The following is a 14,313-nucleotide window of genomic DNA, read 5'->3' as shown; positions in this document are numbered from 1 at the left end:
AATTATACGTTTTGTTTAATTTGAGTTGTCTGAACACTTTTTCTACCCCAATAAGTAGCTAAAAGAATTCCTGAGAAAACGTCCCAAATACCCCAAAAAGCTGCTAGTAAAGCCATTCCGCCCAAACCATCAAAAAAGCCAAAAATCAACAACAGGCCTAAACCACCATTTTGAATTCCTGTTTCCATAGCAATTGTTTTGGTATCTTTTTTATTTAGCCTAAAAGATTTTGCAGTAAAAAAGCCTAATATAAAAGCAAAAATGTTGTGAAAGATAACCAAGAAAATTACATGATGTATATGATTTACAAAAACATCTAAATTTTGAGAAAAAGCAATAAAAATTAATGCAATAAAAACCAACATAGATAATGGTTTTAAAACCTTTTCTATTTTATCTGCCATTTCTGAATGGTAATGTTTTATCAACATTCCAAAAAATAGTGGAATTCCTAAAATTAAAGAAACGAGTTTTAATAAATCTACCCAATTTAGTTCTACCGTTTTTAAAATTTCATTTGTTGGTGCATACATACTTCCCCAAAATTGCAAATTAAAAGGCGTCATAAAAATGCAAATTAATGTGGCAAAAGCAGTTAAACTTACAGATAATGCTGCATTTCCACCAGCCATTTTACTGAAAAAATTAGATACATTTCCTCCAGGGCATGCTGCAATCATCATCATTCCTAAAGCAAAACTTGGGTGGGGTTTTATAATTAAAATTGCTAAAAAAGTAAATGCGGGTAATAATATAAATTGAGATAAAACTCCAACAAATAAAATTTTAGGATTTTTTATCAACCTTTTAAAATCCTCTACAGAAATTCCTAAAGCCACACCAAACATAATTATGGCAATCGCAATATTTAAAACCCACAAACCACTAGAATCGAAGTTTATTTTTATGGAGTCTATATCTATTTGGTTTTGCATGTTTTTTTAAGTTTCAAGGTTTCAAGGTTTCAAGGTTTCAAGGTTTCAAAGTTTCAAAGTTTCAAAGTTGAGGATTCTTAATCGCTTTAAAAAGCTCATTTCGAAATAACATTTATCTTTTCATTTAATTTTTTACTAACAGCTCCAAACTCCCATCTCCCAACTTCAAACTCCCAACTTCCAGCTTCTAATTTCCATCTTCCACCTTCAAACTCCCAACTCCCAACTTCCAACTAATTCTTAAAAGCAAATTCAATAATATTCGCACCCATTTTTAGGGCTTTTTCTCGAACACTTTTAGGGTTGTTGTGTATAATTTCATCTTCCCAACCATCACTTAAATCGGTTTCGTAATCATAAAAAACGATTAACCTTCCTTCGTAGAAAATACCAAAACCTTGAGCTGGTTTTTTGTCATGTTCGTGAATTTTCGGAATTCCCTTTGGAAATTTAAAAGTCTGGTTATAAATAGGATGATTGCTAGGAATTTCTTGAAACTCTAATGTTGGAAAAACTTTTTTTAATTCGGCTCTAATAAATTTATCCAAACCATAATTGTCGGAAATGTGCAAAAAGCCCCCAGAAATTAAGTAGTTTCTTAGGTTTTCGGCTTCATCATCAGAAAAATATACATTTCCATGACCAGTCATAAAAACCATTGGAAAGTTAAAAATATCTTGACTACCAACTTCTACCGTTTGCGGATTTTTAGAAATATTAGTTTTAATGTTTGTATTGGCAAAGTCCACCAAATTAGGAATTGCAGTAGGGTTGGAGTACCAATCTCCACCACCATTGTATTTTAAAATCGCAACATCTTGCGCATTTATTGTAAAAAATAAAAAAGTAAAAAAAATACTTAGAATTTGCTTCATAAATTATTCTCAATAGAATTTGAAGCAAGATAATAAAATAGAATTTGAGTATTAAAAAACGCCATTAAAAAATTTAATGACGTTTTTCGGAATTTACATTCTCTTTTTCAAGTATTTTACTCTGTACATTATACAGCCATTACCTTTTATTATTCAGTAATTAATTTATTAGTAAAAAAATATAGAATTTCTCCATTACTTTTTTTTGTCTTATATATTCTAAAACCTGCTCTTTTATATAAATTTAAAACCTCTATGTTTGAGGTTTCTAAAAGAATTGGTAAGTTTTTTTTGTTTGAATAATTTATGAGTATTTTATTTATTTCTATTAAACCATCTAATTTCCCATAGTTTTTTTCTTGCGCAATAAACCATACATAAATATAATTATCAATTTTCATTCTACTATTTTTAATTCTTTTTTCATTTCTTAGAATTGTAATTATTTTTTTGAGTTTAATGTTTGAAAGAATTTGTAGGTATCTGATATAATCTTTAAAACTTTGCTTAAAAAGCTTTTTTTCGTAGAACAATACAATCGTTTTTTTATTTTTTGAAATGTATAATCCGTTTAGTTTTGAAGCCAAATTGAAGCAGTATTTCACTAGGTTTTTTACATTCCTAAAATACTTTTCTTTGTTTTTGTTTTCAAAAAACAAAATCATTCTTGGGTTTGATAGAAACCTTTCTGTAATTAAATTTACATAAAACTTTTTATCTTCTTTTGAGAGATTTAGTTTATTCACTTCCGTTCTTTTTTAAGAGTTTATAATGAGACTTATAGGCTTCAAAAAGACTATTTACATGAGTGTATGGTAGTTCAAATTTGACTATAGCCGCTTTTACTATTGGAGTTAATTCAAAATAATGAATATGAGAAACTGAAGGAAATAGGTGATGAGTAATATGATGATTAAAACCACCTAATAACCAAGTTGTAATTTTATTCTTTGTGGCAAAATCACTTGTTGTTATTACTTGGTGATCTGACCAAGAATATGGCATTAAACCTTCATTGTTGGGTAGTGGAAAAATAGATTTTTCTGAAACATGAGAAGGAACTAATGCTATTGTTAAAAAATAGCTTGCAAAAATGTGCATAAGTATATTTGTCAATAAAACTTCACTGAAAGATAAAAAGCTATATCTTATAGGTATAACAAAAAAAATAATCACATATAATAATTTACAAATAAAGAACTTCAAAAATTCTTTTGAAGGAATTTTACCAATTAAAGATTTTGTAAAAAAATCTTTAAAATCTCTTACGAATACCCAGTTTATGGTGTAAAAAGAATAAAGTATTGGAACATAAATATGTTGATATTTATGAAAAGATAGCTTATTTGCATTAGGAAAAATTTTTACTATGACAGTTTGTTTTAAATCTGGATCTTTATTTAAAATGTTAGGAAAAGCATGATGTCCTTTTTTATGTCTTTTTTTCCATGCATAAGAATTTGCACCAAATAAATCCATTTGAAATTTTAAATAAGTATTTATTTTTTTATTTGAATGTGCAATTCCATGAATTGCATCATGAGAAACATTAAGTAATAGAATAATAAAAAGTGGGCCTAATAAAGCAAATAAGGCAAATGATAAAAATACATTTTTAGATAATAAGATTATTAAGTAACAAATAATGATACAAGTTTTAAGAATTAAGTATCTTTTAATAATTATCATGTTACCATATTTTTTCTTGTTTTCTATTTTAAAATAATCTTCAACATTTTTATTTAAAGTTCTTAAAAATGCATCTTTTTCTTTAGGAAAACTAATTTTGTTTTTCATGTTATTGCACGTATTTAGGAAAAAGAATATCAAATGCTAATAGAGTTTTTTCAATATCATTTGAGGTATGTAAACTTGTAGGAGTTAGTCTAAATATTACAGTATTTTTTGGAACAACAGGGTAAATAATTATAGAACAATATATTTTGTAGTCACGAACCATTTCTGCTTGTAGTTCCATAGCTTTTTTTGAACTCATTTTTAAAACAACAGGAGTAATTGGCGATTTAATATTTTTAGAAATGAGCTTGCGTTTTAATAATTCATGCTGTAACTCCGCTGTTATTTTAAATAACCTTAGTCTATTGCTATTTGCTTTTCTTATAATTTTTAAACGTTCAATCAATCCATTTACAACTGGCATTGGCAAAGATTTAGAAAAAATTTGTGACCTTAAATTGTACTTAAAATAGTTTATTAGGTAAGATTCACCAGCTATAACAGCACCAAAAGAAGCCATAGATTTTGTGAAGGTTGTAAAATATAAATCTACTTTGTTCTGGATTTTTTGCTCAGATAAAGTTCCAGAACCATTAATACCAAGAACGCCAAAACCATGGGCATCATCTACCAAAAATCTAAAATTATATTTTGTTTTTAATTTACAAATTTCTTTTAATTTACCTTGAGCTCCAGACATACTAAAAACACCTTCAGTAATTACTAAAATTCCACCTTTAGAAATATTAATATGTTTTGTAGCTAAAATTAACTTTTCTTCTAGGTCTGAAATATCGTTATGTTTAAAAATAAAATGTTTCCCTTTATGTAACCTTATTCCGTCAATTATACAAGCATGACATTGTTCATCCGAAATAACAACATCATTTTTATCAAGAAGAGTATCTATTATTGATAACATTCCTTGATAACCAAAATTTAATAACAATGCACTTTCTTTGTTTACAAACTTTGCAAAATTGTTTTCAAATTTTTCATGTAATAATGTATCTCCAGTCATCATTCTAGAACCCATAGGAAAAGTCATTCCCCATTTTTTTTGAGAGTTTGTATCTATCATTTTTAATTCTTTGGAACCTGCAATACCTAAATAGTTATTATAACTCCAGGTAATTACTTTTTCATTATTAAATTTGATTTTATTAGATATTGTTCCTGAAAATTTTGGGAAAGCGCATTTACCCTCAACTATTTTTTGAAAATCTCCAATTGGCCCTTTAGATATTTTAAATTTATTGAATACATCCATTTCGAATTATCTTTTTGAGTTCTTTGCTAAACTAATCGTTAGGTAAAAAAAAGAGTCCAGAATTTCTCGTTTTTAGAAAATTCTGGACTTATTTGTGAAATTCTGGACTCATTTGTGAAATTCTGGACTAATTTATAGTAACAAAACTGTCATTTTGATCTTGTGGAGAAATCTTAAATCTAAAATTATTTTAAAAAAAAATCGAATGACTAAAATTTACGATTCCTCTTTTTAGAAGCTAAAGATTATCTATTTAACGATTTTTGATACTGAGCAGGAGTTACACCAGTATGTTTTTTAAACGTAGAATAAAAGGTGGATTTCGAATTAAAGCCAGATTCTAATCCAATAGAAGTAATTGTATAATTTTTATATTCTGGGTGTGCTAAAAGTTCTTTGGCTAAATCAATTCGAAATTCATTTATATAGTCGTTAAAATTTTTATCGGTAAATAATTTTATGATGGTAGATAATTTGGTAGAACTGATATCTACTTCATTTGCTAAAAATTCGGCATTTAACTTTGGTTCTATAAAAAGCTTTTTTTCTTGTATAGTTGATTGTATTTTATCGAAAACTATTTTTTTATCAGCATCTTTTTCTTCTTTGATAATATTATTTGCATCAGTAATAGGAGCGAAGTTTAATTGTTTTCTTAAATCTTTACGCTCTTTTAATAAACGAAGTTGCAATAACGCTTGATAACCAATCCAATAAATTAAAACTGTAGTTAAAACTCTTAATGGATAGTAAGAATATATAAATTCTTTAAAATCTAATGCCACTGTTATTGCCAATGCTATAATCCAAAAAATGTAGGTTAATAAACCTAATTTAAAGAAAGTATAAATCCATTTTAAATTATCGTAAGATAGTATTTTGATAAATAATTTTTCTTTTTTTGATAGTATTTTAAAGGAATATCCAAAAATAATTAACGAAACAATTAAAGAGAAAATTTCTTCAAAGGATGTATATTTTTCAAAAAGATAAGCAACGTCTGTCGTGTTTTTATCACTAAAAAAGGAAACAAAACCAATTCTTATGGTAATAATTAATACAAAAACGGGTAAAATTATTTTTAGCAGATTTTTACTCCGCTTTTCTATCTCTAAATAATGGATTAGAAACATATAAAAGAAAGGAGCAATTAAGAAATGCCAGGGAATGTGTATGTAATCTAAAAAGAAATATTCAATAAAAAAGTTTTTGGCGAGAATCCAAGATTGCATGTTGTTTAAAGAAATAATTAATACCAATAAATTGATAAATAACATACTTTTCTCTCTTCCGTTTTTGGAAAATAAAATAACAAAACAGAATAAAAAACCATGTAAAGCACTAATTAGTAAGAATAAATTGAAGATTTCTTCTGTATTCAAGATTTAGCTTTTTTGCAATATAAGAATTATTGATTTACAAACGAAACAATATTCACAGCAACCAATGCAGCAGTTTCTGTTCTTAACCTACTTTCGCCTAAAGAAATAGGAATGCATTTTTTATCCAACGCTTTTTTAATTTCTTCAATGGAAAAATCACCTTCAGGACCAATAAGAATCGTAGTTTTTTCTGAAGGTTTTATAACAGATTTTAAATGATTTTTTAGGAGATCTTCACAATGTGCAATACAAACTTTTCCATCAAAATCGTTATTTATAAAATCTTTAAATTTTACTGCTGGATTCAATTTTGGTAAGGTGAATTTTAAAGATTGTTTCATGGCAGACTGAATAATTTTCTCGAAACGTTCTTGCTTTACCACACGTCTTTCGGAATTGCTACAAATAATTGGCGTAATTTCATCGATACCAATTTCTGTGGCTTTTTCTAAAAACCATTCTGTTCTGTCGTTTAATTTTGTGGGTGCAATTGCAATATGTAAGTAGTAAGACCAAGGTTTTGGCTTTTCTTCAAAAGAAATAATTTCGGCAAGACATTTTTTATCATTTGCAATTATAATTTTAGCATCAAATAAAAAACCTTTTCCGTTGGTTATTTTTAAAACGTCATTTTCTTTTTTACGCAAAACACGCACAATGTGTTTACTCTCAATTTTATCGAAAGTAATTTGTTTTGTTTCTGTAGAAATTTCTGAATTATAAAATAGTTGCATGCTGTTTATTCAAAGTTCTTTATTTAAATTTCAAAGTTAGGGAAATTAGTTTCAAAGTTTCAAAGTTTCAAAGTTTCAAGGTTTCAAGGTTAAGATTTCTCTCCCGAAATTTCGGGAAAAGTCGAAATGACAATTGTTTGAAAACTTTACTGCCATTTTCCATCTTCCAACTCCCAACTTAAATACTTTTCTTATAAGTCCTTCTTCTTTTATGCGTTACAGGATCGAAATTCTCCCAAATTTTCTTAATGGCTTCATTGTCTTCTAATTCTGGAGTTCTAATGCAATTTACAATGCCTTTTTCTTCAAAAGTTTTTGTGTATTGGTCGAAAATAATTGCATGCACACCTTTATTTTGATATTCTGGATCTACACCAATCAAATAAAAGGTAACATCTTTTGCATTTTTTCTGGCATTTAATAAATGAAACAAACCAAAAGGAAATAATTTTCCTTTCGTTTTTTGCAAAGCTTCAGAAAATGAAGGCATTACAATGGCAAAAGCTATTAATTTGTTATGTTCGTCTACTACAAACTTTATGTATTCAGGATTTATAAAACCAATATATTTCTTCTTGAAAAAAGCAATTTGTGCATCAGAAATAGGTACATAACTAGAAAGTTTAGAGTAAGCTTTATCAAATACTTTAAACATTTCATCTACATAAGGTAAAATATCTTTTGTCTTGGTAAAATCTAAAGCTTTTAGTTTGAAACGTCTTTTTAGAATATTTGCAATTCTGTTATAATACGTTGCATCTACGTTTTCGAATTTAAACTTATTTTCTAAATATTCTTTTTCTTTTACAAAACCTAATTGCTCTAAATGCTCTTTGTAATAAGGGTGATTGTACCAAGTTATCATGGTTCCTAAATGATCAAAACCATCAATTAAAACCCCTGTTTTGTCTAAATTATTAAAACCAATTGGGCCTTCTATATATTCTAAATTATTTTCTAAACCAATTTCTTTTACTTTTTCAAGTAAGACTTTGGTTACTTCAATATCGTTAATCACATCAAACCAACCAAAACGCATTTTTTTAATTTGTTGTTTTTCTACTTCAAACCAATTGATAATCGCAACAATTCTACCTACAATTTCACCATTTTTTAAAGCAACAAAAAATTGAGCGTCTGCATTTTCGAAAACAGGATTTTTCTTTGGATCGAAATTGTCAACTTCGTCTTTAATAATTGGTGGTACCCAGTATTTATTGTCTTTATAAAGTGAAAAAGGAAATGTTACAAATTGCTTCATTTCCTTTTTTGATGTTATTTTTTTTAGTGTAATCATTTAAAAATTGCTACTAATTATTCCCTTTTTTCTTCTTTTTCTTTTCTTCCTTTTCCATTTCCTCTTCCAGCTCTTTTATTTCTCTTTCTAGTTTTTCAACTTCGGTTTCTTTTTTCTTTTGTTTTGCTTCTTTTTTGCCAAATAAACGTGAGAAAAAGCCTCCTTTTTTATTTTTAGTTTCTGATTGTCTTGTTCTTTTAGGTCTTGTTCTTTTTGTTTCTTTTTTCTTAAAAATGCTAAAAAGACGATTGAAAAAACTGTTTTGTTTTTTGTTGTATCTTGAAATAGGTGTGTCTTTTAACTTTTCGCCATTTTCACCTAATTCTATATAAGAATCTTCATGATTGTTTATTCTGTAAGAAACTCCTAAACCTGCATAAAAGCCTTTTGCATCGCCTTCAATTAAAAACCTACCAGAAGTATTTATTTGTAAATCTCTATTAAAAAGATAAGCAAAACCAGCGCCTAAATTTGTGTTTGTTTGGTTTTTACCATAAATGGTTTGATTTTCAAAAAAAGCAGACCACTGATTGCTAAAGTTTTGAGTAGCAGTAATTATGTAGGAAAATTCCGCAAAATCACTTCCTATTTTATCATAAAATACATTTGTAATTACGTTAAAATCATTAGTTAAATTATTTTGCAATAAAATACCAACTTTAGGTGTTATTCCTCCAACTTTATAAAATTCATTTACAAAATCTGTATTCATTCCTGCATAAATTGCCACAGAAGGAATCAATCTTTTTTTATCAAAAGCATTTCTTCTTTTCCAGCTTCTAACTTCTTTAGATTTATCTTCATATTCTTGTTGATATACTAGGTATTTAGCACCAATTGTCATTCTGCTAAAACCAGCATCATAAAAATGAGAGGTATATATATTTTTAAAAGCAACCTTGTCGTTTTGGTAAGAAAATTGAGTGTTGATTTCTAATTTTTCTAAAAAAAAACTAGTTCTAAAAAGTAAATCTACTCCAAAAGATTGTGGTCTAGAAAAAGTAGGTTCAATACTAGTGTTTCTAAAAAATAAATTACTCTCAAATTGATAAACACCAGTTCCAACACTATATGGACTCTCAGAAAAACCAGGTTTGTTAGAGTTTATAACGTCTGTATATTGCGCATGTAAAGAAGTGAAATTAACTAGAAAAAATATAAAAAAAAGTGCTTTTTGCCAGTTGTTCATAAAAGATGAAGTTTTTTTACAATTTATATTTAGCATATAACACAAACATACTGTAAAAAAGCTATTTTTTAAAAGCTTTCATTGCTTTTTTAGGTTTGTGAAAGTTTTATAAGTACTTAACGTGCCAATTGTACTCAAATTGTTATTTTTGATTTATTTTTATACAAAGATTTTAAAATGGGTTTACTTAGAACACTATTTATTTTACTAGCAGTTTATTATGGATTAAAATTTTTAGCAAGACTTTTTGCGCCTTTTTTAATAAAAAAAGCTGCAGAAACTATGCAAAAAAAAGCGGAGCAGCAATTTGGAGGTCAACAAAGGCAACAATCATCTACTGTTAGAGAAGGAGAAACAATTATAGATAAAAAACCAGGAAGCCAGCAAGAAAGTAAAAAAACAGTTGGTGAATATGTGGATTTTGAAGAAATAGATTAACCATGAACATCAAAAAAATATTACCATTTGCAATTGCAATTATTGTTTTTGTATTGGCTTCTATTATTTATTTTCATCCAGTTTTAAAAGGTGAAAAGTTAAATCAATCAGACATTACTCAGTTTAGAGGAATGGTGAAAGATATTAATGATTTTAGAGCAGAAAATAATACAGAACCTTACTGGACAGGATCTTCCTTTAGTGGAATGCCAGCTTATCCAATAAGTACGTACTACCCAAATGATTTTGTAAGAAGTTTAGATCAACTTTTACGTTTTTTACCAAGACCAGCAGATTATACTTTCTTATACTTTTTAAGCTTTTTTGTTTTAATGATGGCTTTAAAAGTGAATTGGAGGTTGGCCATTTTTGGAGCTTTAGGCTTTGGTTTTTCTACTTACTTAATTATAATTTTTGGAGCTGGTCATAACGCAAAAGCACATGCAATTGCTTACATGCCCTTGGTTTTAGCAGGTATTATATGGATTTTTAAAAGAAAATATGTACTCGGTTTTATTGTTACAGGTTTGGCAATGGCGCTAGAAGTTTATGCAAACCATATTCAAATGACATATTATCTTGGTTTTTGTATTTTAATTTTAGGAATTGTAGAATTTATAAATGCTCTTAAAGAAAAAAGCTTGCCAACATTTATAAGAAAAGCAGCTGTAATTTTAGCAGCCATTGTTTTAGGAATTGGAGCCAACGCACCACGTTTAATGGCAATGAAGCAATATTCTGAAGTCAGTACTAGAGGTAAATCTGAATTAACAATTACTCCAAATGGAACTAAAAAAGAAGCAACAAAAGGGTTAGATAAAGCATATATAACTGAATATAGTTATGCAAAACTAGAAACATTTAATCTTTTTATTCCACGTTTTATGGGTGGAGGAACTGTGGAAAAGTTGAGTGAAAATTCAAACTTTCATCAATTTATTGAAGAAAAAGCAGGAAAAAAAGTTGCAGATGATTATTCGCAACAAGTATTTACTTACTGGGGAGATCAACCAATAATAGAAGCACCAGCTTATATTGGAGCTGTAATTTTCTTTCTGTTTTTCCTAGGTTTTTTTATTGTAAAAGGAAGATTAAAACAGTGGTTGGTTGCAGCAACTGTTTTTTCGATAATTTTAAGTTGGGGAAGAAATTTTGAAATAGTCACTAATTTTTTTATTGACTATGTACCATTATACAATAAATTTAGAGCAGTTTCATCTATACAAGTAATTGCAGAATTATGTGTGCCAATTTTAGGTATTTTAGCTTTAAAAGCTTTTTTCTCAACTAAAATATCTTCAAAAGAAAAAGAAGAAGCACTTAAAAAAGCAGTAATTACTTTTGGAGGATTGATACTTACTGGTTTTGTATTCGCACATTTGTTTGGAACTTTTGAAGGTTTAAGAGATGCACAACAATATAACGAAATTCCTGGTTTTTTAGATGCTGTAATTGCTGATAGAAAAGGATTGCTTTTAATGGATACTCTACGATCTTTAGTACTTGTAATTATTTCTGGTGGAATTTTATGGATGTTTTTAAAAGGAAAGTTAAAACAAAATTTTGCTATTTTGGCTTTACTAGGTTTTGTGATTTTTGATTTAATTTCAGTTGATAAAAAGTATGTAAATGAAGATGATTTTAAACCTGCAAGAAAAATAGAAAAACCGTTTATTGCTTCTGAGGCAGATAAATTAATAAACCAAGACAAGAGTCATTACAGAGTGGCAAATTTTGCAGTAAATCCTATAAACGATGGAAGTACTTCTTATTTTCACAATTCTATTGGAGGTTATCATGCAGCAAAAATGATGCGTTATCAAGAACTTTTTGAATATCAAATAGCTAAAAATAATATGCAGGTTTTAAACATGCTAAATACCAAGTATTTTATTTTTGCAGACGATAAAGGAAGTTTACAAGCACAACAAAATCCTGATGCAAATGGTAATGCTTGGTTTGTAAATAAAATCATTCCAGTAGCAACAGCAAATGATGAAATAAAAGCTTTAGATAGTTTACAAACTAAAAAGGAAGTTGTTATTAGACAAGAAGATTTTGAGAAAATTAAAATTGATACATCTATCCAAAAAGATAGTTTAGCAACCATTAAACTTTTAAAATATAGTTTAAATGAATTAACGTTTCAAGCTAATACCAATAATGAACAGTTTGCAGTTTTTTCTGAGATTTATTACAAAAACGGGTGGAATGCTTATATTGACGGAAAATTAACACCTCATTATCGCGTAAATTATGTTTTAAGAGGTTTAAAAGTCCCTGCTGGAAATCATAAAATTGAATTTAAGTTTGAGCCAAAAATTATTCAGCAAGGTAAAATTATCTCACTTTCTTCATACGGATTATTATTTTTAATCACAATTGGGTGGTGTTTTTATGACGAGAAAAAGAACAAGAAGTCATGAAAAATTTTTTTTTAATAATAATATTTTTTAGTATTCAGAATTATAGTCAAGAATTGCTACTTCATTATACTTTTGATGGAAATGTAAATGATGTAAGTGGTAATAATTTTAATGGAAATCCAAGTGGAGTAACTTATGTAAATGATAGAAATGGAAATGCTAATTCCGCAGTTTCTTTTGACGGCATTAATGACTTTATTGATTTCCCAAATGTATTAAAATTAAAACCAACCTTACCAGTATCTTTTTCTTTTTGGATAAAATATGAAAGCGATAATGTTCAAGATAGAGTTGTGTTTAATACATCATTTAAGGAAGATGTAAATTCAGGAGTTTATTTAACATCGCAAAGTTCTACAGGTAAACTTGCTGTTGGTTATGGAGATGGGTCATCAAGCTTTACAAGTTCTAATAGGAGAGGCTATCTTAGTAATAATGTTATAAAGTCTAATGCTTGGCATCAAATTCATATTGTTATCTTATCGAGTAATAATATAAAAGTATATTTAGATTGTGTAGAAACTGGTGGAACATATTCAGGATTTGGATCAAAACTAAGTTATTCCTCTAACCCTGGCTCTTTAGGAAGGCATGATCAAAATAGTAGTGGAATAGCAAGTTATTATTTTAAAGGTGTTTTGGATGATTTTAAATACTATAAAGGAGAAATTATTCCAACTGTTAAGAATACAACTTTTATTAACTTACCTACAAAACTTTGTGAAAACTCCACTTTTTCTCTACCAACAACTTCTGCGAATGGAATAGTGGGAACTTGGTCTCCAGCGTTTAATTCTACTACTTTAGGAATTAAAAATTATACATTTAAGCCAAACACAGGACAATGCGCAACTAGTTTTAATCATTCAATTGAAATAACAAATAATTTAACCCCAAGTTTTTCAAATTTACCTAAAGAACTTTGTGAAAACTCCACTTTTTCTCTACCAACAACTTCTGCGAATGGAATAGTGGGAACTTGGTCTCCAGCGTTTGATTCTACTACTTTAGGAACTAAAAATTATACATTTGAGCCAAACACAGGACAATGCGCAAATAGTTTTAACCATTCTATAGAAGTAACAGTTAACAGAGCTCCAAATTTTTCAGATTTACCTAAAGAACTTTGTGAAAACTCTACTTTTTCTTTACCTACAACTTCTACGAACGGAATAACAGGAACTTGGTCTCCAGCGTTTGATTCTACTACTTTAGGAACTAAAAATTATACATTTGAGCCAGACACAGGACAATGCGCAAATAGTTTTAACCATTCTATAGAAGTAACAGTTAACAGAGCTCCAAATTTTTCAGATTTACCTAAAGAACTTTGTGAAAACTCTAATTTTTCTTTACCTACAACTTCTACGAACGGAATAACAGGAACTTGGTCTCCAGTATTTAATAATTCCTTAATAGGAACCACTGTTTACACTTTTATATCAGATTCAGGAAAATGTAGAAATAATTTTACACATTCAATTAAGATTGTTAAAGAATTAAAACCAAATTTTGCATCATTACCAAAAGAGATATTTAAAGGTGATGTTTATGTTTTACCTAAAGTTTCAGATAACGGGCTTTCAGGGAATTGGTTTCCGAAATTTAATAATAATCTGATTGGAACATCTAAATATATATTTACTCCTAATCAATCATGTGGAAGCATTTTTGTTAGTAATATAAAAATCATAGAAAGAATTGATTTAGATATACCTTCTTTTTTTACACCAAATGGAGATAATATTAATGATTTTTGGTTAATAGAAGGAATAGATAATTACAAAGATGTTAAAATTTCCATTTTTAATAGGTATGGGAAATTTTTAATAAAAGTTAATCCATTAATAGGTTGGGATGGTTCTTATATGAATAAAAAAATGCCTTCTGATGATTATTGGTATCTTCTGGAAGTCTTGGATTTAAGTAACAAAGCTTTATTTATAAGAGGACATTTTAGTTTATTAAGAAAATAATATTATAAATTCCTTCAAATATTTTGAGACTATATTAATCAAACTAATTTCTAT

General features: G+C 28.0%; 13 protein-coding genes. 3 read left to right on the top strand and 10 right to left on the bottom strand.

The window, feature by feature from the left end; translation table 11 throughout:
* Positions 1-2 precede the first annotated feature (2 nt).
* From FDT66_RS00560 to FDT66_RS00520, 10 genes are all read right to left on the bottom strand, one after another.
* The gene (locus FDT66_RS00560; protein WP_138534203.1) at positions 3-935 is read right to left on the bottom strand and encodes a bile acid:sodium symporter family protein; all 933 of its coding nucleotides are present in this window, start codon (positions 933-935) and stop codon (positions 3-5) included.
* Positions 936-1,030: 95 nt separating this feature from the next.
* Positions 1,031-1,168, bottom strand: a complete 138-nt coding sequence (locus FDT66_RS13960) for a hypothetical protein (protein WP_171032284.1) — start codon at positions 1,166-1,168, stop codon at positions 1,031-1,033.
* The gene (locus FDT66_RS00555) at positions 1,169-1,810 is read right to left on the bottom strand and encodes a DUF4159 domain-containing protein (protein ID WP_138534202.1); all 642 of its coding nucleotides are present in this window, start codon (positions 1,808-1,810) and stop codon (positions 1,169-1,171) included. It lies immediately after the preceding gene.
* Positions 1,811-1,959: 149 nt separating this feature from the next.
* Positions 1,960-2,211, bottom strand: a complete 252-nt coding sequence (locus FDT66_RS00550) for a hypothetical protein (protein ID WP_138534201.1) — start codon at positions 2,209-2,211, stop codon at positions 1,960-1,962.
* Between the two features lie 337 nt (positions 2,212-2,548).
* Complete coding sequence (locus FDT66_RS00545) at positions 2,549-3,607, bottom strand: fatty acid desaturase family protein (protein ID WP_138534200.1); 1,059 nt, start codon at positions 3,605-3,607, stop codon at positions 2,549-2,551.
* A gap of 1 nt (position 3,608) precedes the next feature.
* Complete coding sequence (locus FDT66_RS00540; RefSeq protein WP_138534199.1) at positions 3,609-4,817, bottom strand: aminotransferase class I/II-fold pyridoxal phosphate-dependent enzyme; 1,209 nt, start codon at positions 4,815-4,817, stop codon at positions 3,609-3,611.
* A 245-nt stretch (positions 4,818-5,062) separates the two neighbouring features.
* Complete coding sequence (locus FDT66_RS00535) at positions 5,063-6,199, bottom strand: helix-turn-helix domain-containing protein (RefSeq protein WP_138534198.1); 1,137 nt, start codon at positions 6,197-6,199, stop codon at positions 5,063-5,065.
* A 26-nt stretch (positions 6,200-6,225) separates the two neighbouring features.
* Entirely contained in the window at positions 6,226-6,933 is a 708-nt protein-coding gene (locus tag FDT66_RS00530; RefSeq protein ID WP_138534197.1) for a 16S rRNA (uracil(1498)-N(3))-methyltransferase, read from the bottom strand.
* Positions 6,934-7,111: 178 nt separating this feature from the next.
* On the bottom strand, positions 7,112-8,230 hold the full coding sequence (locus tag FDT66_RS00525; RefSeq protein WP_138534196.1) for a GTP cyclohydrolase: 1,119 nt from the start codon (positions 8,228-8,230) through the stop codon (positions 7,112-7,114).
* 13 nt (positions 8,231-8,243) lie between these two features.
* Positions 8,244-9,419, bottom strand: coding sequence for a transporter (locus FDT66_RS00520; RefSeq protein WP_138534195.1), 1,176 nt, complete (start codon positions 9,417-9,419; stop codon positions 8,244-8,246).
* A gap of 177 nt (positions 9,420-9,596) precedes the next feature.
* On the opposite strand from FDT66_RS00520, the gene FDT66_RS00515 reads away from it, so the two are divergent.
* The 3 genes from FDT66_RS00515 to FDT66_RS00505 are packed head-to-tail and all read left to right on the top strand — an operon-like array spanning position 9,597 to position 14,259.
* Positions 9,597-9,857 (top strand): DUF4834 family protein, encoded by a 261-nt coding sequence (locus FDT66_RS00515; RefSeq protein WP_138534194.1) that lies wholly within the window; start codon positions 9,597-9,599, stop codon positions 9,855-9,857.
* Between the two features lie 2 nt (positions 9,858-9,859).
* Positions 9,860-12,283, top strand: a complete 2,424-nt coding sequence (locus tag FDT66_RS00510; RefSeq protein ID WP_138534193.1) for a YfhO family protein — start codon at positions 9,860-9,862, stop codon at positions 12,281-12,283.
* Entirely contained in the window at positions 12,280-14,259 is a 1,980-nt protein-coding gene (locus FDT66_RS00505; RefSeq protein ID WP_138534192.1) for a T9SS type B sorting domain-containing protein, read from the top strand. The genes FDT66_RS00510 and FDT66_RS00505 overlap by 4 nt, the downstream gene beginning before the upstream one ends.
* Positions 14,260-14,313: the final 54 nt, after the last annotated feature.

The organism is Polaribacter aestuariivivens (genome assembly GCF_005885675.1).
In the GTDB taxonomy this organism is placed as follows: Bacteria; Bacteroidota; Bacteroidia; order Flavobacteriales; family Flavobacteriaceae; genus Polaribacter; species Polaribacter aestuariivivens.
This window is presented reverse-complemented; position numbering and strand designations above follow the sequence as displayed.